We start from the raw sequence: 23,050 nt of genomic DNA on the forward strand, positions 1-23,050 counted from the left end.
GCAGGGGCGAAAATCGGTCCCGCGGCGGCCCACCCACGGCCTTTGATCACAGCTTCCCCCGGCGCGTCCGGTTCACACGTTCGGACGCTGTGGGCGAACTCGGCTGTGTCGAGGAGACTGGCCGGGGTGGTCGATGGGCTCTGGGCGCGTTCCGGCTCAGTTGCCGGTGATCTCGCGCACTAGATCGGTAGCGGTACGGCAGCGGTCGATCAACGCTTCGACGTGCTGCTTGGTGCCGCGCAGCGGATCGAGGGTCGGCACGCGCTGCAACGATTCGCGGTCCGGCAGGTCGAAGATGACCGAGTCCCAGGACGCCGCCGCGACCGAGTCCGCGTACTTGTCTAGACACCGGCCCCGGAAATAGGCGCGGGTGTCCGCTGGAGGCTGGTCTACGGCCCTGCGGATCTCCGCGTCGGTGGTGATGCGCTCGAAGCGGCCGCGGGCCGCCAAGCGCTGGTATAGGCCCTTTGCGGGCCGCACATCCGCGTACTGGAGGTCGACCAGATGCAGCCGCGCGTTGTCCCAGTCGATCCCGTCCCGCGTGCGGTACCCCTCGAGGATTTCCAGCTTGGCGACCCAGTCCAGTTCCCGGTTCAGCGACATCGGGTCGGTCTCGAGCCGGCTCAGCACGGATTCCCAGCGGTCGAGCACGTCCCGGGTGACCTCGTCAACGTCCGTGCCGTACTTGTCCTCGACGTACTTGCGGGCCTGCTCGAAGTACTCCATCTGCAGCTGAACCGCCGTCAGCTTCCTTCCGGAGCGCAGCGTCACCAGATGCTTGAGGCTCGGGTCGTGGCTGACCTCATGCAGCGTCTTGACCGGCTGGTCGACCGAGAAGTCGACGGACATGAACCGGTCCTCGATCATGGCGAGCACCAGGCTGGTGGTGCCCATCTTCAGGAACATCGAGACTTCGGCCAGGTTCGCGTCGCCGATGATGACGTGCAGCCGGCGGTAGCGCTCCGGGTCCGCGTGCGGTTCGTCGCGCGTGTTGATGATCGGGCGCTTGAGCGTGGTCTCCAGGCCGACCTCGACCTCGAAATAGTCCGCGCGCTGCGAGATCTGGAAGCCGTTGGCCCGGCCGTCCTGGCCGATGCCCACGCGGCCGGCTCCGGCGACCACCTGGCGGCTGACGAAAAACGGGGTGAGGTGCCGCACGATGTCCGCGAACGGCGTCGTACGCGCCATCAGATAATTCTCGTGGGAGCCGTAGGAGGCGCCCTTGTTGTCCGTGTTGTTCTTGTACAGGTTGATCGGCAGCGAGCCGGGCACGGTCGCGGCGTGCCGAGCCGCCTCGGCCATGATCCACTCACCCGCCTTGTCCCAGATCACCGCGTCGCGCGGGTTGGTGACCTCGGGGGTGGAGTACTCGGGGTGGGCATGGTCGACGTACAGGCGGGCGCCGTTGGTCAGGATGACGTTGGCCAGACCCGAGTCCTCGTCGGTCAGCTGGCTGGCGTCGGCAAGTTCCCGGGCCAGATCGAAGCCCCGGGCGTCACGCAGCGGGTTCTCCTCCTCGAAGTCCCAGCGTGCGCGGCGGGCCCGGTGCATCGCGGTCGCGTAGGCGTTGACGATCTGCGAGGAGGTGAGCATCGCATTGGCATTCGGGTGCCCTGGTACCGAGATCCCGTACTCCGTCTCGCTGCCCATCACGCGCTGTACGCTCATGACGACAAGCCTATGCCGACGCACGGACGATCGGGACCAAGTACGGGCACGAGTTCTCCCCGGGTCGAGCCGACGTGGGACGGCTTCGCCCCACGTCGGCGACGGATGTGACACCGCGGCACGATTGCGCCTACCGGTACAGGCGCCGCGGGTTCACAAGTACTCCCCGGCACCTCACAGGTACTGCCCGGTGTTGCTGACGGTGTCGATCGAACGGCCGGTCTCAGCACCCTTCTTCCCGGAGACGAGGGTGCGGATGAACACGATCCGTTCGCCCTTCTTACCGGAGATCCGGGCCCAGTCGTCCGGGTTGGTGGTGTTGGGCAGGTCCTCGTTCTCCTTGAACTCGTCCACGCAGGCACCCAGCAGGTGTGAGACGCGCAGGCCCTTCTGCCCGTGGTCGAGGAAGTCCTTGATCGCCGACTTCTTCGCCCGGTCCACGATGTTCTGGATCATCGCGCCGGAGTTGAAGTCCTTGAAGTAGAGGACCTCCTTGTCGCCGTTGGCGTAGGTGACTTCCAGGAAGCGGTTCTCGTCGGTCTCCGAGTACATCCGCTCCACGGTGCTCTGGATCATCGCGCCGACGCACGCGCCCTCGTCGCCGCCGTGCTCCTTGATGTCGTCCGGGTGCAGCGGAAGCGTCGTGGTGACGTACTTGGAGAAGATGTCCTTGGCCGCCTCGGCGTCCGGCCGCTCGATCTTGATCTTGACGTCCAGGCGGCCGGGCCGCAGGATCGCCGGGTCGATCATGTCCTCGCGGTTGGAGGCGCCGATGACGATGACGTTCTCCAGGCCCTCGACGCCGTCGATCTCCGAGAGCAGCTGGGGCACGATCGTGTTCTCGACATCGGAGGACACGCCGGAGCCGCGGGTGCGGAACAGCGAGTCCATCTCGTCGAAGAACACGATGACCGGGGTGCCCTCGCTGGCCTTCTCGCGCGCCCGCTGGAAGACCAGGCGGATGTGCCGCTCGGTTTCGCCGACGTACTTGTTGAGCAGCTCGGGGCCCTTGATGTTGAGGAAGTAGCTCTTGCCCTTGTCCTTGCCGTTGATCTCGGCGACCTTCTTGGCCAGCGAGTTCGCCACAGCCTTGGCGATGAGCGTCTTACCGCAGCCGGGAGGGCCGTAGAGCAGCACGCCCTTCGGCGGACGCAGCTCGTGCTCGCGGAACAGGTCCGCGTGCAGGTAAGGCAGCTCCACGGCGTCGCGGATCTGCTCGATCTGGCTGCTCAGGCCACCGATGTCGTGGTAGTCGATGTCCGGGACCTCTTCGAGGACCAGCTCCTCGACCTCGGACTTGGGCACCCGCTCGTAGACGTAGCCGGAGCGCGGCTCGAGCAGCAGCGCGTCGCCGGCCCGGATCACCGAGTCGAGCAGCGGCTCGGCGAGGCGCACCACGCGCTCCTCGTCGGTGTGCCCGATGACCAGGGCCCGCTCGCCGTCCTCGAGCAACTCCTTGAGCATGACGATCTCGCCGACCCGCTCGTAGCCGAAGCCGGCCACGATGTTCAGCGCCTCGTTGAGCATGACCTCTTGGCCGGGGCGCAGCTCGGACAGCTCGATATTCGGTGTGACGGTCACCCGCAGCTTGCGTCCGCCGGTGAAGATGTCGGCGGTGCCGTCCTCGTTGGCTTCGAGGAAGACGCCGAATCCGGAGGGGGGCTGGGCGAGCCGGTCGATTTCCTCCTTGAGCGCGACGATCTGGTCGCGCGCGTCGCGGAGAGTGGCGACCAAACGCTCGTTCTGCGCGGTCAGTCCGGCGACCGTGGCCTGGAGTTCGCCGACGCGCTCTTCGAGCGCGCGGCCACCCCGGGGAACCTCGGCCAGGCGGCGCCGCAGTACGGCGATCTCCTGCTCGAGGTACGCGACCTGGGCCATCGGATCGGGATCGGAACCCATCGGTCCGCCGCGACCAGACCGGGAACCGGGGGTGCGCAACGGCTTGTCGTCTTCGTGGGCTGGCACGGTCCTCACCTCCTCGCGGAGTGTTGCGACGTTACGACCCTACCTGGAGTACGCCCGGCCCAAACTGAAGACTCGCTTACAGCTTGGGTACCGGCGGATCCGGGGACTCCTCGTGGCCGGGTCGCCACCTCGGTCGTCCCCCGTTGAGTCGGCAACACTGCCATCAACACGATTCCCCCTTCAGTGCTCGTTCATGTGAAATGGCGGGCACCCGTTCGGATCAGTGCACCGGAACTCCGGCGGGCGTGATCGCTTGCGGGACTCGATCATTACTCCCCCGTCCTCTACGTGTCCATGCTTATTGTTTCGGCGGGCCCGCCTGTACATGACACGCGGGCGACGCCTACCGGGTTCGACTTGTTAGGGTCGTTGGTAGACCACAACGCGGATGGGATGGTTGGCGTTCCTGATGAGCGGCGAACAGCTAGAAGTTTGGATCGATCAGGACCTGTGCACGGGTGACGGTCTGTGCGCGCAGTACGCCGCCGACGTGTTCGAACTCGACATCGACGGGCTCGCGTACGTGAAAGACGGCACGGGCGAGTTGCAGAGCGCGTCGGGCGCGCGGGTGGCCGTTCCGGCGGATCTGGTGCTCAATGTGATCGATTCGGCCAAGGAGTGCCCCGGCGAATGCATTCATGTGCGCCGGGTGACCGACGGCGCCATGGTCGCCGGCCCGGACGCCGAGTAGCGCGGGCTTAGGGAAGCTCGCCGCGGCGCGCGAGACGCGCCTCGCGGGCAGCGCTCTGGGCTTCACGGTCCTCGCCGGCTCCAGCGGTCTCCGGCGCCCACAGGTCCTCGGCATCGGCGCCCTTGGCCGGACGGCGACGACGCGGCGGCAGGTCGACATCGTCCGCGATGCGGCGCGCAGTGACCAGGAAGCCGGTGTGCCCGACCATCCGATGATCGGGGCGGACGGCCAGTCCCTCCACATGCCAGGTGCGCAGCAGGGTTTCGGTGGCGGCGGGTTCGGCGTAGCGGCCGTGGTCGCGGATGGTCTCCACGGTGCGGGAAAGCTGCGTCGTGGTCGCGACGTAGCAGATCAGGACGCCGCCCGGGGTCAGCACCTTGGCGACCGGGTCGATGCATTCCCACGGGGCCAGCATGTCGAGTACGACGCGGTCGACCTCATCCGGTCGAATGGCGGATGCGAGGTCTCCCACGGTGAGGGTCCACGCCGGGTGTTCCCCACCGAAAAACGTGCGCACGTTCTTCGCGGCGATTTTGGCGAAATCCTCGCGCCGCTCATAGGAGTGGACCGCGCCGCTGTCGCCGACCGCGCGCAGCAGGGTGCAGGTGAGGGCGCCCGAACCGACGCCGGCCTCCAGCACACGCGCGCCGGGGTAGATGTCGGCCAGCGCGACGATCTGCGCGGAATCCTTCGGATAGACCACGGCCGCGCCGCGCGGCATCGACAGGACGTAATCGGCGAGCAGCGGCCGCAGCGCGAGGTAGTCCATACCGCCGCTCGAGCGCACCACGACGCCTTCGGGCTGGCCGATGAGCGAGTCGTGGTCGAAGGAACCCTTGTGAGTGTGGAACTGCTTGCCCGGCTGGAGCGGGAAGGTGTGGTGGCGCCCCTTCGTGTCGGTCAGCTGGACCAGGTCGCCGGGTTTGAAGGGCCCGCGGCGGTGCTCGGCTCCGTGCGGTGCGCTGGGGGTTTCACTCACGGGCGCGAGTCTACCTGCGGTTCGCGGATGTCAATGCGCGGATACCTCGGTTCGTAATATCGCCTGGCCGGCTCTCGGCGAGCCGGCTTCGAACGCGCCGTCAGCCGCGCCGGAATGAGCCGGGTAGGAATCAGCCATGCAGGAAGGCGTGCTCGACGTCGGCGGCGGCAAGTACGCCGAAGATCGAGCCGCCGGGTTCGGTGACGAGGTATTCGGGGGCGGGAACGGCTCGCAGCGCGGTCAGGAGGCGTTCACCGGTCAGTTCGGTGGTCAGCGTCATTCCGGGGCGCAGCGCCCGCGAGAGCGCCCCCACTTGGACCCACGGGTGCCGCTCGGGCGGAGTCGCGGTGACGGAGGCTTCGTGCACGATCGCGGTCGGACGGCCGTCGTGGTCCACGATCACGACGGCGCGTGCTCCGGCGATGGCGGCGCGGCGTAGTGCCTCGGCCAGCGGGAGGTCGGCGGTGACCGGGATGGCCCGCCGGGTCAGTGACCGCACCTGGAGTCGCGGGATGCGGTCGCGCAGCCGGGCGACGGTGAGTGACTGGCTCGCGCCGATCCAGATGAACGAGGCGATGAAAGCGGCCCACATGATCGTGTAGAGGTCGGCGCCGGCGCCGTTCTGGCTGTGCCCCTCCCAGATCGAGGAGAGCAGCACGACCACGGCCAGTGCGCGACCGGTCCAGGCCGCGGCGACGGTGCCGCTCATCGATTTCTTGGTCAGCGCCCAGACGGCCGACCGCAGTACTCGGCCGCCGTCCAGAGGCAGCCCGGGGAGCATGTTGAACACGCCGACCACCAGGTTCGCGGTCCACACCGCGAAAACCAGGTAGATGGCCACCAGCAGACCGGTCGAAGACTGCTCGGAGGTGGAGGGCAGCGCCTCCCAGATGCCCCAGAACGCGGCCGCGAGGATGAAGGAGAGCGCGGGCCCGGCGATGGCCACCGCGAATTCCTGGCCGGGCGACTCGGGTTCCCGCTCGATTTCGGAGACGCCGCCGAGGAAGTAGATGACGATGCGCCGCACCGGCAGGCCGAAGTGCTTCGCGACGACCGAGTGGGCCAGTTCGTGTAGCAGCACGGAGAGGTAGAGCAGCACGGCGAAGCCGAAGGCGACCAGGTAGCGGCCCTCGCCGAGGCGGTCGCCGAGCCGGGTGTTCTTGAACTGGTCGCCGAAGTAGAAGGTGATGAAGGCGGCGATCAGGAACCAGGTCGGCGAGACGACGATCGGGATCCCGAAGGGGCGGCCCATCGCCAGTCCGCCGCCGGAGGGGCGTCCGCCGCCGGGTGGCGGGGACTGCTCCTGATGGCCGCTGGGTTCGCCCTCGTTCGGGTTCGTGTCGCTCACATAGGCGATGCTACGTGGATACGGCGGCGTGGGCGGTGCGGGACCGGGTTTGTCGGTGCTCTGAGCTAGTGTTCCCGGCATGGACGGCACGGTGGCGGCGAGTGGTGCGCTGGACGGAGGCGCCGCGGTGGACGGGGTCGTGTTGGCAGCCGAACCGGCAGATTCGGGCGTGGATACGGCGGACGTGTCTGCGATGGACGTGGCTGCATCGGACGCAGATGCGGTGCGCGTGGCCGAATCTCCAGTGGCTGGGTCGGATTTGAATGGATCGCCGGCGGCAGGCTCGGGCGCCGCTGGATTGGATATCGCCGAGTTGGAAGTCGCGGCGTCGATCAGCACTGGGTCGATCGACGCACTGCCGGACGGCGTGGCGCTCGAGGAGCCGGGCACGGGCTCCAACCCGGCGGTCATCGGAGAGCCCGGATATGGCGGCACCGAGTCCGGGGCGCTCTTCGACGTCGACATGCCGGTGCGGTTGCCGTCGGCGATTTCCCCTTCGCGCGCCGGGGATTTCATGCAGTGCCCGCTGTTGTTCCGGCTGCGCGTAGTGGACAAGGTGCCGGAGCCGCCGAACGCGGCGGCCACTCGCGGGACACTGGTGCACGCGGTACTGGACCGGCTTTTCGATCTGCCCGCCGGCGGCCGCACTCCGGACGAGGCGGCGGCGCTGTTGCAGCCGGAATGGGACCGGCTGCTCGCGAAGACTCCAGGGCTCGCCGAGCTTTTCGCCACCCCCGAGGACCTGGCCGAGTGGCTCGCTTCGGCGAAGTCACTGGTCGGCATGTATTTCACCCTGGAGGATCCCAATCGCCTAGAGCCGGCTGAGCGGGAGTGGTTCGTGCGCACGGTGGTCGGCGACGGCGACGACCGGTTCGTGCTGCACGGCGTGGTGGACCGGCTCGATGTGGCTCCGAACGGGCTACTGCGGGTCGTGGACTACAAGACCGGGAAAGCCCCGCCCGCGGCATACGAGGCGAAGAACCTCTTTCAGATGAAGTTCTACGCCCTTGTGCTGTGGAAGTTGCGCGGCGTGGTGCCCAAGCGGCTCCAGCTGATCTTCCTCGGTAGCGGCGAGGTGCTGACCTACGATCCCGACGAGCGCGACCTGCGCGGCGTGGAGCGGAAGATCACCGCGGTATGGGCGGCGATCCGGGCTGCGGCGCAGCGCAGGGAGTGGCCGCCGAGCCCGTCCCGGCTGTGCGACTGGTGTTCGTTCAAGGACGGCTGTCCGGCGCACGGTGGCGAGGTGGCTCCCGCACCGATTGTGGAGTTCACGCCAGTCCCCTCGGGCAACGCGGGCGCGTCGTAGCCGCGTCGCTAGCGGTCGCCGCGAAACGGAGGGCTATCGCGCCGCGCCGTCAGCGGGAGCAAAGAGCGCACGCAATCGATTGAGGTCCACGTCGGCCAGTGAGTCGGCGACCGAGATCAGCGGATGCGGATCGATGGGCGCTCCATGCGGAATCACCAGCACCGGGCAGCCCGCGGCGGCCGCCGAGCGGGAGCCGTTCGGCGAATCCTCGATCACCGCACACCGGGCCGGTGTCACGCCGAGACTACGCGCAGCCTTCAGGTAGGGCTCGGGATGTGGCTTTCCGTGCGTGACATCGTCCCCTGAGACGATCAGCTGGAAGTGGTCCGCGCCGATCGAGCTGAGGCATGCCTCGACGATGCGTCGGGAGGAGGCGGTGACCAGTGCGGCCGGAATGCCGGCGGCGTCCAGTTCGGTGAACAGCTCCTTGGCGCCGGGTACCAGTTCGATTCCGGCACCGAGGCGCTCCACCATCGCTTCCTCGATCCGCTGGTTGAGCTGCTCGGGGGTCAGCGGGACGCCGCTGACGTCGAGCAGATACTGCACCGCGATCTCGTTTGGTTTGCCGAGCACGTTGACCACGTGTTCCTGGCCGAGCAGATAGCCGTAGTCGGCCAGAATGGAGATCTCGGTGTCGAACCAGATCGGCTCGGAGTCGATCAGGGTGCCGTCCATGTCGAACAGGACGGCCTCGGGTGGTATCGGCACGGTTCTCTTTCTGGTCAGGCACGCCGAGCGGCTCCCGGTTCGGTCGGCGAAGTATTCGCCTCGGCGAGCGGGAACCGCCCGGTTGGTCTCGCGGGATCAGGTGTTGAAGTACTTGGCCTCGGGGTGGTGCACCACGATGGCGTCGGTGGCCTGCTCCGGGTGCAGTTGATACTCCTCGGAGAGGGTGACGCCGATGCGTTCGGGCTCAAGCAGCTCGACGATCTTCGCCCGGTCCTCGAGATTGGGGCAGGCGCCGTAGCCGAGTGAAAAGCGCGCCCCGCGGTATTCGAGCTTGAGCATTCCGTCGATGGTGGCCGGGTCCTGTCCGGCGTAGCCGAGCTCGGCGCGCACGCGGGCGTGCCAGTACTCCGCGAGCGCCTCGGTCAGCTGGACCGAGAGGCCGTGCAGTTCCAGGTAGTCCCGGTAGGCGTTTGCCGCGAACAGTTTTCCGGTTTCCTGGGCGATCAGGCCGCCGACGGTGACCAGCTGGAACGCGACCACATCGGTCTCGCCCTTCGCCTCCTCGGCGCCGTCCTGCGGACGGAAGTAGTCGGCCAGGCACAGGTGCCGGTCGCGTCGCTGCCGCGGGAAGGTGAACCTGGTGCGCTCCGCGCCGCGCTCGTCCAGGACGATCAGGTCGTCGCCCTTGGAGACCGCCGGGAAGTAGCCGTAGACAACGGCGGCTTCGAGCAGGTTCTCGGTGTGCAGCCGGTCGAGCCACATCCGCAGCCGGGGTCGGCCTTCGGTTTCCACGAGCTCTTCGTAGGAGGGGCCATCATCGCCGCGGCTGCCGCGCAGACCCCACTGACCGAGGAAAGTGGCGCGCTCGTCGAGCCAGGAGGCGTAGTCGGCCAGCTGGATGCCCTTGACCACGCGGGTGCCCCAGAACGGCGGGACCGGGATCGGGTTGTCCGTCGCGACATCGGAGCGAGCCGGCAGCTCCTCCGGCTCGGTGAGCACCGCCGAGGCGCGCGGCGCCACCCGGCGCTTGCGCAACTCCGGCAGACTCGCGCCCGGTGCGCCGGTCTTGACGGCCGCGACCGCGTCCATGAGCCGCAGGCCTTCGAAGGCGTCGCGGGCGTAACGCACCTCGCCCTCGTAGATCTCGGCGAGATCCTGTTCCACGTAGGCCCTGGTGAGGGCGGCGCCGCCGAGCAGCACCGGCCAGCGGGCGGCCACGCCGCGCTGGTTCATCTCCTGCAGGTTCTCCTTCATCACCACGGTGGATTTCACCAGCAGGCCGGACATGCCGATCGCGTCGGCGCGATGTTCGTCGGCGGCCTGGAGGATGGCGGAGATCGGCTGCTTGATACCGATGTTGATCACGGTGTAGCCGTTGTTGGTCAGGATGATGTCGACCAGGTTCTTGCCGATGTCGTGCACGTCGCCCTTGACCGTGGCCAGCACGATGGTGGCCTTGCCCGAGGAATCGGTCTTCTCCATGTGCGGTTCGAGGTAGGCGACGGCGTTCTTCATCACCTCGGCGGACTGCAGGACGAAGGGCAGTTGCATCTGGCCGGAACCAAACAGCTCGCCTACCGTCTTCATGCCCTCCAGCAGCACCTCGTTGACGATGGCAAGGGCCGGGCGGCCGGCCAGCGCCTCTTCGAGGTCTGCTTCGAGTCCGTTGCGGTCGCCGTCCACGATCCGCCGCTGCAGCCGCTCCTCCAGCGGCAGCGCGGCGAGTTCCTGTGCGCGGGTGGCCTTGGCCGAGGCGGTGGAGACGCCCTCGAACAGTTCCAGGAACGTGGCCAGCGGGTCATAGGCGGGCTCGTCCGCGGTTTCCGGGCGGCGGCGGTCGTAGATCAGGTCGAGCGCGACCTTGAGGTGCTGCTCCGGAATACGGGAGGTCGGCACGATCTTCGAGGCGTGCACGATTGCTGAGTCGAGGCCGGCTTCGACGCATTCGTGGAGGAATACCGAATTGAGCACCTGGCGGGCGGCCGGGTTCAGCCCGAAGGAGATGTTGGACAGGCCGAGAGTGGTCTGGACGTCCGGGTGGCGGCGCTTGAGCTCGCGGATCGCCTCGATGGTCTCCAGCCCGTCGCGGCGCGATTCCTCTTGCCCGGTGGCGATGGTGAAGGTGAGGCAGTCGATCAGGATGGAGGATTCGAGGATTCCCCAGTTGCCAGTCAGATCCGCGATCAGCCGCTCGGCGATGGCCACCTTGTGGTCGGCGGTGCGCGCCTGGCCCTGCTCGTCGATGGTCAGCGCGACGACCGCGGCGCCGTGTTCGGCGGCCAGGGCGGCGATCTTGGCGAAGCGTGAGTCTGGGCCGTCTCCGTCCTCGTAGTTGACGGAGTTGATGACGCTTCGGCCGCCCAGTAGTTCCAGTCCCGCTTGGAGTACCGGTGGCTCGGTGGAGTCCAGCACGATTGGCAGCGTGGAGGCGGTGGCCATCCGCCCGGCCACCTCGCGCATGTCCGCTACGCCGTCGCGGCCTACGTAGTCGACACACAGGTCGAGGAGGTGGGCGCCGTCGCGAATCTGCGTGCGGGCGATCTCGATGCAGGCGTTCCAGTCCTCGGCCAGCAGCGCTTCACGGAACGCCTTGGAGCCGTTGGCGTTGGTGCGCTCGCCGATCGCCAGGAAGGAGCTGTCCTGACGGAACGCAACAGTCTGGTAGAGCGATGAAGCCCCCGGCTCGGGCCTGGGCGAGCGGCGTGCCAGCTCGCGGCCGCGGACTCGTTCGACGACCTGCCGCAGGTGCTCTGGCGTGGTGCCGCAGCAGCCGCCGACGAGTGAGAGCCCGTATTCGCGAGTGAAGGTGTCGTGGGCGTCGGCGAGCTCGACCGGGCTGAGCGGGAAGTGGGCGCCATCGCGGCCGAGGATCGGCAGGCCGGCGTTCGGCATGCAGGACAGGCCGACGCGCGCCTGCTTGGCCAGGTACCGCAGGTGCTCGCTCATCTCGGCGGGACCGGTCGAGCAGTTAAGCCCGATCAGTTCGACTCCGAGGGCTTCCAGACTCGACAGGGCCGCACCGATCTCGCTGCCGAGCAGCATGGTCCCGGTGGTCTCGACCGCGACCTGAGCGAAGATCGGCAGATCCGCTCCGGCGGCCTTGAGTGCGCGGCGTGCACCGACCACCGCGGCCTTCATCTGCAACAGGTCCTGGCTGGTCTCGACGAGCAGCGCGTGCACGCCGCCGGCGATCATTCCGGCGCTCTGCTGCTCGTAGCCGTCGCGCAGTGCCGCGTACGGGAGGTGCCCCAGGCTGGGCAGCTTGGTGCCGGGGCCGATCGAGCCGATCACCCAGCGCGGCCGGTCCGCCGTGCTGTAGCCGTCGGCGACCTCGCGGGCGAGGCGGGCGGCGGTCTCGGAGAGCTCGTAGATCCGGTGCGAGATGTCGTACTCTCCGAGCGCGGTCAGGTTCGCGCCGAAAGTGTTGGTTTCCACGCAGTCCACGCCAACGGCGAAGTAGGCGTCGTGTACCGAGCGGATGATGTCCGGGCGGGTGGCGTTGAGGATCTCGGAGCAGCCCTCAAGCCCCTCGTAGTCGTCGAGGGTTGGGTTGTGGGCGTGGAGCATCGTGCCCATCGCTCCGTCGGCCACGACGACGCGCTCGGCCAACGCGCGGCGCAGTTGCGCTGCGGTGGAAACCATGGGCAGTCCTTTCCATGCGTGGGAACCCCCGTGCTTCGCTCATCAAGGGTAGCGGCGGGCGCGCACTCAGCGGCGAAGCGTCTCACGGGCGTAGGCTGAGAGCGGCGCGCGCCGTGGAGCGGAACGCCTGGCAGTGTGTTTGGTGTATGAGATCGTGTACTGCTGCTGCTGCCTTGGGCGTTCGTCGCGCAGGGCCGAGAAGGACGAGGAGGCGCGGGTGATCGAGCTCGAGGAGCTGCCCGAGCTGGTCGACCCGGTGATGGTCGCGGCGTTCGAGGGGTGGAACGATGCCGCCGACGCCGCGTCCAACGCGATTCGGCATTTGGCCGAGGTCCTGGACGCGGACCTGTTCGGCGCGATGGACGCCGAGGACTACTACGACTTCCAGGTAAATCGGCCGGTACTGGCCCTCGACGATGAGGGCGATCGGGAGATCGTCTGGCCGACAACCCGGTTCTCGGTGGCCCGGGTGCCTGTGGCGAGTGCGCGTTCCGAGGCAGCGGAGTCTGAGACGGAAGTGGTCGCGGCGGCAGTCGCGGGCGCCGGGTTCCGGGATGTGGTGCTGGTGCACGGCATCGAGCCGAACATGCGCTGGCGCTCCTTCTGCGAGGAGTTGTTCGATCTCGCCCGCGATCTGGGAGTCCGGACGATCGTCTCGCTCGGCGCGCTGCTTGCCGATGTACCGCACACCCGCCCGGTGCCGGTCAGCGGTTCGTCCAGCAACGAGGATCTGCAGGGCGCGCACGGTCTCGACAAGCCGACGCTGCAGGGGCCGACCGGTATCAACGGCGTGCTGCAGGAGATGGCCCGGCACGAGGAGATCGACCTGGTCTCGTTCTGGGCGGCGGTTCCGCACTATGTGGCGCAGGCTCCGTGTCCAAAGGCGACTCTGGCGCTGATCCGGCGGATCGAGGACGTGCTGGATCTGACGATCCCGCTCGGTGATCTGCCGGAAGAGGCACGGGCCTGGGAGACCGGCGTGGACGAACTGGCGGCGGAGGACTCTGAGGTCGCTGAGTATGTCCGCACGCTGGAGGAGGCGAAGGACACCGCCGAACTGCCGGAGGCCAGCGGTGAGGCCATCGCCCGCGAGTTCGAGCGTTATCTGCGCCGGCACGAGCGTCGTCGCCGCGGCGGCAGCGCGGAGGACGGCCCCTCGTAACGGGTCGTACCGCTCTGGCTCTGTTCGCTACATCCGACGTTCGCTATATCCGACGCCAGCGCCCCGCGCCGCGCGACTGAGCATGCAGACGTGGAGAAAACGCTATTCAGTAAAGAAACACTGCTGTGGAACGGCCTGCGATCAGACCGTCCGCGGCGATCGGCTCGCCTGCCCTTTGGGGCGTGCGCGGGAATGCGGCGGCCGCGCGTCAGCCTTCGTATTCGAACGGGTTGAGCAGCCGGACACCGGTGCGCTCGAAGTCCTTCACATTGCGTGTCACGACGGTCCAGTCACGTGCCAACGCCTGCGCCGCGATCAGCGCGTCGGTCTCTGGCAGTTGTTTGTGATCGGCTGTGATACGCCCCCAAATGAGCGCGTCTTCCAGGTTCACCGGCAACAGTCGATCTCCGAACCCGTAGTTGTCGATCAGTTCATCGAGCCAGAGGTCCAGCCGCTGGCCGGCCTGGACATTGGCCCGCGCCCGGAGGCGGGCTCCCCGCCGAATCTCGCCGATGACGACCACGCTGAGGTGGAGCCGGTCGTCCGGCACGGAAGCGAGCCATTCGAGCACGTTGGGGTTGGGCCTGGATCGTCTAACCTCCGACAGAACGTTGGTGTCGAGCACGTACATGGTCATTCTTCCAGGTCGAGGTCCATGAAGAGGTCGAGGTCCTCGTCGGAGGGGTAGTGCTTGGGCCGGTCGTTTATCAGCTCGATCGTCTCGTCGTCGAGCGTCGGTCCGTTCAGCAGCCAGGACTTGAAGGTCTTTTTCGGTCCGTGGGCCCCGTGCAGGCGGTTGTACTCCTCGATGTCGATCACGACGGCGATCTCCTCCCCGTGCTTGGTGACGAACTGCGGGCCGTCCGCCTGGACGGACCGGATCAGTTCGCTGAACCGCTGCTTGGCTTCCTGAATCTGCCAGTGTGCGTCCGATTTCGCAGTGGTGGTCATCGCGAACCTCCCGGCTTCCGAGTTCTAGGTTCTATCTAGACAGACTAGACAGCATTTCGGGATGCCCGCAAGAGCGGACGACTAAGTGTGATTATTTGACTACGCAATGCGAACAAACAGCGCAGGCTTGGCCCTAGAGCGCGACGCCGAGCAAGGCGTCCACCGCACGCGAAACGAGGCCTGGCGCGCTGCTATCGCTCTCGGCACCGCTGAACGTGCCACTTGCGAGAACAGCATCCACCCAGCCATCCACCGCAGCTAGCGCCCCAGGCGTGTCCAGGTCGTCCGCAAGGCGCTCGCGCAGCGTCGCGAGCAGGGCGTCCGCCGGGAGCGCGTCAGGTCGCGACACTGCGGCGCGCCACTTCGCCAAGCGCTGCTCCGCGGCCTCCAGGTCGGCGGGGAACCACTCCCAGTCCGCGCGGTAGTGGTGCGCGAGGATCGCCAGCCGAATCGCCGTCGGCTCGTGGCCGGCGGCGCGCAGCTTGGAGACGAACACCAGGTTGCCCTTGGACTTCGACATCTTCTCCCCGTCCAGCGCGACCATGCCGGCGTGCGCGTAGACCTTGGCGAATGGCCGCTCTCCGGTGACCACCTGGGCTTCGGCCGCGCCCATCTCGTGGTGTGGGAACGCGAGGTCGGAACCGCCGCCCTGGACGTCGATACCGCTGCCCAGGTACTTCAGCGCGATCGCCGCGCATTCGATGTGCCAGCCGGGACGCCCGGCACCGAGCGAGGTCTGCCAGGACGGCTCACCTGGCCGCGCCGCAAGCCACAGCAGGCAGTCGAGCGGATGCCGCTTTCCAGGACGGTCCGGATCTCCGCCACGCTCCGCGAAGACCTTCTCCTGGAGGGCGGGATCGAGCCCTGAGACCGCTCCGAATTCGGAATCGCTGTGCACGTCGAAGTAGATGTCCTCGTCGACGTGGTACGCCGCACCACTGTCGAGAAGCCGTTCGACGAGTTCGACGACGAGCGGTATCGCCTCTACCGCGCCGATGTACCGGTAGGGCGGCAGAATACGCAGCGCGGTCATGTCCTCCCGGAAAAGCGCGGTTTCGCGCAGGGCGAGCACCTGCCAGTCGGCACCGTTCTTGTTCGCGCGCTCAAGCAACGGGTCATCGACATCGGTGACGTTCTGGACGTAACGCACCTGTTCGTGCCCTGCATCCCGCCACACGCGCTGGACGAGGTCGAAAGCTGTGTACGTCGCCGCGTGCCCGATATGGGTCGCGTCATAGGGGGTAATCCCACACACGTAGATGCGGGCCGGGCTCCCGCTGTCCGCGCTCCCTGCCGGGGTGGGGACGAGCGTGCCGGTGGACGTGTCGTAAAGGCGAAGGGTGTCGCCGCGTCCAGGCAGGGTCGGCGGGTTGTTCGTCGGCCAGGCATCCATGCTTTCCACTTTACGGTCAGGCCGCGATCAAGAGCGAGCGCCATCCGACCAGCAGATTATGTGCACGGCTCCTGCGCGCGGCGCGGCGGCTACCAGCGCGGCTCGACGATCAGACGAGCGGCCACGGGATCGGCCGGCGGCGGCCTTCCGGGCCGGGGAATCGACCGGCTGCGAGCAATGCCTCGATCCGCGCGTGAAAGGCGAGGGTTTCCGGCTCGCTGAGCAGCGCGGTAAGGCGGTCCGCGAGCGCGCTGTCCGTGTGTATCCGCTTGAGCTCGGTCGCCTCCGGCTCATTCAGCGGGCGGCCCGCGAAACCCCACAGTAGCGTGCGCAGCTTGTCGTCGACGTGGAAGGAGACGCCGTGGTCGATTGCGTAGACACGCCCCTTGGCATCAGGCAAAAGGTGGCCGCCCTTACGGTCGGCGTTGTTGATTACCACATCGAAGAGCGCGATACGCCGCAGTACTTCGCTGTCCTGATGCGCGAGGATTCCCTGTTCGTCGTCGTCGAGTCCTACTGTGATGATCGGGCACCAGCCATCCAACGCGCTTGGCTCGACGGTCGCCGGCAGAATGGCGAGCAGCTGCGTCTCATCTTCGGTTTCAATCCAGCGCTGGCACATACCCAAGCCGTACGGGCCGTCACGCAGCACGGTTTCCGGCACGAGGTCCCAGCCGAGAGCGGAACTGACTTCGTATGCCGCGACTTCGCGCGCGGCAAGAGTGCCATCGGGGAAATCCCACAGCGGGCTCTCCCCCGCTATCGGCTTGTACACACAGGTGACGCTGCTCTGCTCAGCTCCATCGCCGAGCACCGCGACACAATAAAGCGTGGCGTTCGAGGCGTCGGTGAGTCGGCCTTCGACCTTCAGCACGCCCTCGCGCAGCGCGTCGCTCACGCCGCCGTCCGGCGCCGGTAACCGTTCTGGCGCGGGCACACGTGCCCCTCGGGATCCAGCGGCAGCTCACACAGCGGGCAGGGCGGCCGGCCGGCGGCGACTACGGCTTGAGCGCGGGCCGCGAAGGCCCGGGCCTGGCCGCCGGTAAGCCGCACGCGTAGCACGTCGGGCGCTTCCGCGGTCTGATCATCGGACAGCGGCTCGGCCGGGTTTTCGTCCTCGGTGATGGCTCCGGCTTCGATCACGATCCGGGAGTGCGGCTCGTCCCAGGCCAGCGCCAAGGAGCCGACCCGGAACTCCTCGAGGACGGGCTGGTCCAGCGGTTCGTTGTCGCTGAGGTCTGAGGGCACGGCAGCGGGCACGCTGGTGCTGCCCCCGGTGCGTCGCACGATTTCGTCGAGAAGTTCTTCCAGCCGCTCGGCGAGCAGGGCTACCTGCTCCTTTTCCAGGCCGACCGAGGTGACTCTGGGGCCGGAGCGGGCTTGCAGAAAGAAGGAACGGGAGCCGGGCTCGCCCACAGTGCCGGCTACGAACCGCTCCGGCGGGTCGTACACGAATAGATGCCTCGGCACTGTGTCAGCCTCCCTCTCACTGCGCTGCACATCCAAAATGCGTGTAGCAAAAATGCGTGCCTCGATATGCCCGCGTCTCACGTCGAGTCTGAGCCTACGCGGTTCCGTCAGGAGCCTGCACCGCCGCCTACCACCGCGTCGCTGTCGGTTGACCGCGAGCGCGCGGGGGCACGCTTTGAACGCCGCTTGGGCGGGATGAGAGCGGCTACGTCTCCGCCGGTGTCGTTAAGCCGAAGGACAAACGGGCGCGTCGCGGTGTACCGGATGACCGTTACCGAGCAAGGGTCCACCTGAAGGCGTTGGAACAGGTCCAGGTGCATGCCGAGGGCGTCAGCTGCGATGGCCTTAATGATGTCGCCGTGGCTGACTACCGCGTACGTGGCGTGCTCGCCGAGTTCTGCGTTCCATCGGCGGATCGCGGTAACTGCGCGCGCGGACATCGCGGCCATGGCCTCGCCGCCGGGGAAGACGGCGGCGGCTGGATGCGCCTGGACCGTTTTCCAGAGCGGTTCCTTGGTCAAGGTCTTCAGGTCGCGACCGGACCAGTGCCCGTAGTCGCATTCGGTGAGCTGGTCGTCGAGGTGCAGCGAGATGTCGGAACGACCGACCATCAACGCTTCAGCGGTTTGGTGCGTGCGTTCAAGCGGGCTGCTCACCACGGCGGCCAACGGTACGGCGGCCAGCCGCACGGCGAGGGCTTCGGCCTGGCTGCGGCCTCTCTCGTCCAGTTCGACCCCTGGGGTCCGGCCCGCCAGCACTCCTGATGCGTTCGCGGTGGTGCGGCCGTGCCGGATCAACAGGACAGTTGTCATCGCTCAAACGTACTCGCTGGTAGCCGCGGCCTCGAATCGGGTCCGAGCGGGATGCGAGTCGACATCGTGTGTTTATCGAGCCGACTGCGTGCGGTTCGAAAAACGCAGTGACCGGTTTAGCTATGACTCCTCGAGGCCGGCTGCTCGCAGCGCTTCCAGGGAGACGCGTAGGGCATTGACGCGGTCGTCGACCGTTGCTGCGAAGGGCGAAAGACTGAGCGTTGTGACGCCGGCGGCTGCGTAATCCTTCATGCGCTCGGCGATACGTTCCGGCGAGCCCAGCAGACTGGTGGCGTCGACGAACTCGAAAGGCACCGCTGCGGCTGCGTTGCGGTGCTCTCTGGCCAGGTATAGCTCTTGTACGCGTGCAGCCTCGTCGGCGAAGCCCATGCGGCAGGCGAGCTGATTGTAGAAATTCTGCTCTCGGCTGCCCATTCCGCCGATGTACAGCGCCGCGTACCAGCGGATCTGCTCGGCGGCGCGCTCCAGGTCGTCGTCGATCACCACGGGCACGGTGGGCACCACGTCGAAGCCGGACAGATCCTTGCCGACCTGCTTACGCCCGGATTCGATCGCGGCCAGTTGCTCGCCCGCGTACTGCGGGGAGAAGAAGACGGCCAGCCAGCCGTCGGCGACCCGGCCGGCCAGTTCCAGGTTCTTTGGGCCGACCGCGGCCAGGTAGACCGGGATGTGCTCGCGGATCGGATGGACTGTCAGCTGGAGCTTCTTGCCCGGACCGCCGGGCAGCGGCAGCTTGAAGTGCTCGCCGTCGTAGGAGACGCGCTTGCGGCTGAGCGCGAGGTTGACGATGTCGATGTATTCGCGAGTGCGTGCCAGCGGAGCCTTAAACGGGACGCCGTGCCAGCCTTCTGAGACCTGCGGGCCGGAGACGCCGAGGCCGAGGCGGAATCGCCCGCCGGACAGCGAGTCGAGCGTCGCGGCGGTCATCGCGGTCATGGCCGGGGTGCGGGCGGGGATCTGGAAGACGGCGGAACCGATGTCGATGCGCTCGGTCTGCGCGGCGACCCAGGCCAGAATCGTGGCGGCGTCGGAGCCGTAGGCCTCGGCGGTCCAGCAGACCGCGTAGCCGAGCCGGTCGGCCTCGCGGGCCAGGGCCAGATTGTCGGCGTCGTTTCCAGCGCCCCAGTATCCGAGGTTCACGCCCAGCTTCATCGCTGCTCCGCTTCTGGTGACCGGTATCGCCGCTAACCCTACCCGCCGGTAACAAGCTCGTCGAGCGGCGGCCGGGCGTGCCGCCGAACGGGCGATGAGCCCCGGTTTGTCCACAGCCGAACAGGTGAGGGGCCAGCGGCGGAGCGGCCGCAGCCACTACATTCACAGCTATGGAGCAGCGACATCTGGGGCGGACCGGGTTGCGCGTGTCGCGCCTGGGTCTGGGGACGATGACCTGGGGCAGGGACACCGACGAGGCGGACGCGGGCGATCAGCTTAAAGCCTTCCTCGACGCCGGGGGCACGCTGGTGGACACAGCGGACGTCTACGCGGACGGGGAGTCAGAGGCGTTGCTGGGGCGGCTGATCGAGGGCATCCGCTCGGATGTCGTGATCGCCACGAAGGCGGTCTCAGTGCCGCACAGCCCGCGCCGGTTCGATGCGTCGCGGGGACATCTGCTGTCCGCATTGGACGCGTCGCTCACGCGGCTGGGCACGGATTACGTGGATCTCTGGCAGCTGCATGCTTATGACGATCACACTCCGATCGAGGAAACACTGTCGGCTCTCGACGCGGCGGTCGCCTCGGGCAAAGCCAGATATGTCGGTGTGTCCAACTACTCTGGTTGGCAGCTGGCGGCTGCGGCCTCGTGGCAGCGGGCGGTGCCCGGGCGGGCGCAACTGGCCTCGGTGCAGATGGAGTACTCGCTGCTGCAACGTGGCGTGGAGCGGGAGGTCGCCCCGGCGGCGCTCGCGCTCGGGATCGGGCTGCTGCCATGGTCGCCGCTCGGACGGGGCGTGCTGACCGGCAAGTACCGCACCGGGACCCCCTCGGATTCGCGAGGGGCCTCGGATCGATACGGCGGCTTCGTCGAGCCGTACTTGGAGGGGCCCGCGCGCCGGATCGTCGACGCGGTGGCCACCGCCTCGGACGGGCTCGGGGTCGCGCCGGTGGAGGTCGCGCTGGCCTGGGTGCGCGACCGACCCGGGGTGACCGCGCCGATCGTGGGCGCGCGTACCGCGGCGCAGTTGCGCGGGGCGTTGGCGGCGGAGGAACTGGCGCTGCCTCAGACGATCCGCGAGGCGTTGGACGACGTGTCGGCGCCACAGCTCGGATATCCGGATCACGGTTGGAACAGAGGGTAGGGCGCGATGGACGAGGGGGGCCGGGAGGCCGATGCGGAGCAGAAGGGCGGCTCCGCTGCCGATGAGCGGTCGCCGCGTGCCGGCGTAGGGCCGGGCGCGAGGCCGAACGTCGGTGGCGACTCGGCGGGCGAATCAGGACGGCTTATGGCCTGGCTCTCCGCCGCGGGAGCGCCCGAACCGATGATCACACGGATCGCAGCCACGCTCGGCGACGGCGCGGCCGAGCAGGTCGCAGCGGATCCGTGGTGTGTGCTCGAGGTGCCGGGGATCGCGCCGCAGGCGGCTGACGCTCTGGCCAAGGCGGTCATCGAGGACGCGCAGCCGGGTGACCCGCGGCGTACCCGCGCGCTGATCTCCTGGCTGCTGCGGCGGGCCGCCGCGATGGGCGGCCACACGGTACAGGGCGCTGACACGATCGCTGAGGCGCTCGGCAAGCTCGGCGTCACCGACGCGACCGGCGCGATCGCCGATGCCATCGAGCATGGCGCGGCCCTCGCGTTCGCCGAACCGGTATCTCTTTCCGAGGACGCCGACGAAGCGGAGATCGAGGACTTCGAGCGGCTGGACGCCGAGGATGACGACGATCCGGTCTCGATGCTGACGAGCGGTCACACGCTGCTGGCGGTCGAGCGGTGGGCTTTCGCCGAGCAGTCCGCGGCTGAGGCGGCTCAGCGGCTGGCGGCCACTCCGGAGGCGGTGGAGTCGAAGCAGGGTTCGGAGTCGGTCGACGGGCTGATCGCCGCGGTGGTCGAGCACGGCTTGACGCTGGTGACCGGCGCGAGCGCGCAGCGGGTGGCCGACCTCGCCGAGTCCTTTTCGTCGGCCGTGCTGGCCAGTGCCTCCGCCGCGGGATTGCGAGCGCTCGCGGCTGCGGGCGCCGAGCCGGTCGACGCGCGGGCATTGGCGCAGGATCCGGCGCGAGTCGGCGCGGCGGACGTGCTGGTGATCGCGGACGCCCAGCTGCTCGGGCTGGAGGCTGGGGCGGCGCTGCTGGAGGCGACGCGCGACGGCGCCCACGTGGTGTTCGCCGGCGATCCGGCGACGCTGTCGTCGACCGATCCGGGACTGCTTTTCCGCGACCTGCTGGAGACCGAGGATCCGGGTTTCGGCGGGCGACTGCCTCGGGTGGAGCTAAAGCAGCGCCCGACCGGTCCGCTCAGTGCTCTCGCCGATGCGGTGCGGCATGGTGGGCTGCCGCCGCAGGAATTGCTTCAGGGCCCGGACGGCGCGTCCAAGGAAGTCGTGATCGTGCCGGTGCGCGAGGCGGGAGAGGCGGTGCATCGCGCGGTCCAGGTGGCCGTCGATTCGATCCCGCGCGCCTTCGGGTTGAGTGGGCCGCAGGTGCAGGTAGTCACCGTGGATGCCGATTCCGCGGCCGGGGCCGTGCCGGTGAACGTGGCACTGAAGACGCGCCTTAACCCGGGCCCCGGTGTGTGCGGGGGCTTCGACGCTGGAGATCGGGTCGTCGTGAGCACGCCGCTGCCGGAACGCGGGCTGTTCGGTGGCGAGACCGGGACGGTGCAGACCGCGGATGCCGATGGTCTGTCAATTGAGTGGGACGCGCCGCATGGAGCGGGCGACAGCGAGCCGGCCGACGTGTTCACCACGAGCCAAGTGCGAGCTCTGCGGCACGCTTGGGCACTGACGGTCGCCGAGGCGCAAGGCGGGCGCTGGCCGGCGGTGGTGGCGGTGTTCGACGGGGATTCGGCACCTAAGCTGACCCGGGCACTGGCGCTGGGCGCGATAACGCTGGCGACGCAGCACCTGACGGTGGTGCACGGAGCTGGCCGCGCGCTGGCCGACGCGGTCGAGAAGATCCCGGACCGTGTGCGCCGCACGCGACTCAAGCATGCGCTGCGGGACTGAGCCCCAAAAGAGCCGTAAAGAGCGAGTGCGGCTGCGCTGGCTCAGGAGGTGACCGGGGCGTCCACTGGCGTCGGCTGCGACGGGCGGTTTCGAACGTCCGCGCGGTCGCCCGCCGCGCCCGCGCCCGGATCCAGGCTCAAGTACGCGGGTCGGCCGAGCCACCAATTGCCCGGGGCGTCGAGATCGCGGCTGGTCCAGAACTCGACGATCGAGCTGGTGAACTGGATGCGGGAGAGGTAACCGTCGCGGTCGGTGTCCAGGTGATCGAAGGCCTCGGAGAGCACGGCGCGGGTCAGTTCCGGGAAGTGCCCGTGCTGGAAGGCCCAGAATTCCTCGCGGTTAACCCGTCCGTCGCCGTCCACGTCCGCGAGGCAGAAGAACGTATCCGCGAGCGCGCCGAGGATCGCCTCACGATCGGCCGGGGACCCGTCGGCCAGCGCCAGATTCGAGCGGACGAATTCCTCGCGGGTCAATCCGCGTGATCCCGCGGGCAGATGCGGCAGGTGCATCAGGCGCCAGACGTTGAGGTACGCCTCGATCATCTGGGCCTCTTCCTCGGAGCCCAGCGCGTATCCGATCGCGGCCGCCGCGCGCCGACCCATCGCCACGTGCGAGGGGCCGTCAAGGACCCCGCCGCTGCGTGCCGTGAGCTGGTCGAAGCCGAACTCGATCTTCGCGGTGAGCATATCCGCCGGCAAGGGGCGCCCTCCTCGGGATCGACGGCGGTTCCCGCCTATGATCCCGCCATTCTGCCACGTAGTCACCGAGCTTTTGCTCAATGTGACGAATGGACTTCAGCAGATTGGC

At 68.0% G+C, this 23,050-nt stretch carries 19 protein-coding genes; 5 read left to right on the top strand and 14 right to left on the bottom strand.

The window, feature by feature from the left end; all coding sequences use genetic code 11:
* Positions 1-156 precede the first annotated feature (156 nt).
* Entirely contained in the window at positions 157-1,668 is a 1,512-nt protein-coding gene (dop, locus tag VN779_RS05495; RefSeq protein WP_325720793.1) for a depupylase/deamidase Dop, read from the bottom strand.
* A 174-nt stretch (positions 1,669-1,842) separates the two neighbouring features.
* Complete coding sequence (gene arc / locus VN779_RS05500; protein WP_325720795.1) at positions 1,843-3,633, bottom strand: proteasome ATPase; 1,791 nt, start codon at positions 3,631-3,633, stop codon at positions 1,843-1,845.
* A gap of 409 nt (positions 3,634-4,042) precedes the next feature.
* On the opposite strand from arc, the gene VN779_RS05505 reads away from it, so the two are divergent.
* A complete protein-coding gene (locus VN779_RS05505; RefSeq protein WP_349260660.1) occupies positions 4,043-4,324 on the top strand; it encodes a ferredoxin in 282 nt (93 codons plus the stop codon).
* A 7-nt stretch (positions 4,325-4,331) separates the two neighbouring features.
* Here the strand turns inward: VN779_RS05505 and VN779_RS05510 are convergent, their stop codons facing one another.
* Both VN779_RS05510 and VN779_RS05515 read right to left on the bottom strand, forming a co-directional pair.
* Positions 4,332-5,303 (bottom strand): tRNA (adenine-N1)-methyltransferase, encoded by a 972-nt coding sequence (locus VN779_RS05510; protein ID WP_325720801.1) that lies wholly within the window; start codon positions 5,301-5,303, stop codon positions 4,332-4,334.
* Positions 5,304-5,433: 130 nt separating this feature from the next.
* The gene (locus tag VN779_RS05515; protein WP_325720803.1) at positions 5,434-6,651 is read right to left on the bottom strand and encodes a site-2 protease family protein; all 1,218 of its coding nucleotides are present in this window, start codon (positions 6,649-6,651) and stop codon (positions 5,434-5,436) included.
* Between the two features lie 79 nt (positions 6,652-6,730).
* On the opposite strand from VN779_RS05515, the gene VN779_RS05520 reads away from it, so the two are divergent.
* Positions 6,731-7,960 carry a RecB family exonuclease gene (locus VN779_RS05520; protein ID WP_325720805.1) on the top strand — a complete coding sequence of 410 codons (1,230 nt, stop codon included), beginning with the start codon at positions 6,731-6,733 and terminating at the stop codon, positions 7,958-7,960.
* Positions 7,961-7,993: 33 nt separating this feature from the next.
* Here VN779_RS05520 and VN779_RS05525 read toward each other — a convergent pair whose 3' ends face one another.
* Together VN779_RS05525 and metH are read right to left on the bottom strand one after the other, a co-directional pair.
* A complete protein-coding gene (locus VN779_RS05525) occupies positions 7,994-8,668 on the bottom strand; it encodes an HAD family phosphatase (RefSeq protein WP_325720807.1) in 675 nt (224 codons plus the stop codon).
* 96 nt (positions 8,669-8,764) lie between these two features.
* Positions 8,765-12,271, bottom strand: a complete 3,507-nt coding sequence (gene metH, locus VN779_RS05530) for a methionine synthase (RefSeq protein WP_325720809.1) — start codon at positions 12,269-12,271, stop codon at positions 8,765-8,767.
* Positions 12,272-12,488: 217 nt separating this feature from the next.
* On the opposite strand from metH, the gene VN779_RS05535 reads away from it, so the two are divergent.
* Entirely contained in the window at positions 12,489-13,433 is a 945-nt protein-coding gene (locus VN779_RS05535) for a PAC2 family protein (RefSeq protein WP_325720811.1), read from the top strand.
* Between the two features lie 208 nt (positions 13,434-13,641).
* Here VN779_RS05535 and VN779_RS05540 read toward each other — a convergent pair whose 3' ends face one another.
* The 7 genes from VN779_RS05540 to VN779_RS05570 all read right to left on the bottom strand — a co-directional run bounded on the left by VN779_RS05540 (position 13,642) and on the right by VN779_RS05570 (position 19,232).
* A complete protein-coding gene (locus tag VN779_RS05540; protein WP_325720813.1) occupies positions 13,642-14,064 on the bottom strand; it encodes a type II toxin-antitoxin system VapC family toxin in 423 nt (140 codons plus the stop codon).
* A 2-nt stretch (positions 14,065-14,066) separates the two neighbouring features.
* A complete protein-coding gene (locus VN779_RS05545) occupies positions 14,067-14,384 on the bottom strand; it encodes a type II toxin-antitoxin system Phd/YefM family antitoxin (RefSeq protein ID WP_325720815.1) in 318 nt (105 codons plus the stop codon).
* 133 nt (positions 14,385-14,517) lie between these two features.
* Complete coding sequence (gene mshC, locus VN779_RS05550) at positions 14,518-15,777, bottom strand: cysteine--1-D-myo-inosityl 2-amino-2-deoxy-alpha-D-glucopyranoside ligase (protein WP_325720818.1); 1,260 nt, start codon at positions 15,775-15,777, stop codon at positions 14,518-14,520.
* A 109-nt stretch (positions 15,778-15,886) separates the two neighbouring features.
* The gene (locus VN779_RS05555) at positions 15,887-16,714 is read right to left on the bottom strand and encodes an SCO1664 family protein (protein ID WP_325720820.1); all 828 of its coding nucleotides are present in this window, start codon (positions 16,712-16,714) and stop codon (positions 15,887-15,889) included.
* Entirely contained in the window at positions 16,672-17,247 is a 576-nt protein-coding gene (locus VN779_RS05560; RefSeq protein ID WP_325720822.1) for a DUF3090 family protein, read from the bottom strand. Before VN779_RS05560 ends, VN779_RS05555 begins: the two co-directional genes overlap by 43 nt.
* Positions 17,248-17,354: 107 nt before the next feature.
* Entirely contained in the window at positions 17,355-18,059 is a 705-nt protein-coding gene (locus VN779_RS05565) for a histidine phosphatase family protein (protein ID WP_325720824.1), read from the bottom strand.
* A gap of 120 nt (positions 18,060-18,179) precedes the next feature.
* Positions 18,180-19,232, bottom strand: a complete 1,053-nt coding sequence (locus tag VN779_RS05570) for an LLM class F420-dependent oxidoreductase (protein ID WP_325720826.1) — start codon at positions 19,230-19,232, stop codon at positions 18,180-18,182.
* Between the two features lie 170 nt (positions 19,233-19,402).
* Here VN779_RS05570 and VN779_RS05575 point away from each other — a divergent pair, with 170 nt between their 5' ends.
* Together VN779_RS05575 and VN779_RS05580 are read left to right on the top strand one after the other, a co-directional pair.
* A complete protein-coding gene (locus tag VN779_RS05575; protein ID WP_325720828.1) occupies positions 19,403-20,377 on the top strand; it encodes an aldo/keto reductase in 975 nt (324 codons plus the stop codon).
* Between the two features lie 6 nt (positions 20,378-20,383).
* Positions 20,384-22,243, top strand: a complete 1,860-nt coding sequence (locus tag VN779_RS05580) for a helix-hairpin-helix domain-containing protein (RefSeq protein WP_325720830.1) — start codon at positions 20,384-20,386, stop codon at positions 22,241-22,243.
* Positions 22,244-22,284: 41 nt separating this feature from the next.
* Here VN779_RS05580 and VN779_RS05585 read toward each other — a convergent pair whose 3' ends face one another.
* On the bottom strand, positions 22,285-22,941 hold the full coding sequence (locus tag VN779_RS05585) for an EF-hand domain-containing protein (RefSeq protein ID WP_325720832.1): 657 nt from the start codon (positions 22,939-22,941) through the stop codon (positions 22,285-22,287).
* Positions 22,942-23,050 lie beyond the last annotated feature (109 nt).

This window comes from Actinocrinis sp. (genome assembly GCF_035605935.1).
Taxonomy (GTDB): Bacteria; Actinomycetota; Actinomycetes; order Streptomycetales; family Catenulisporaceae; genus Actinocrinis.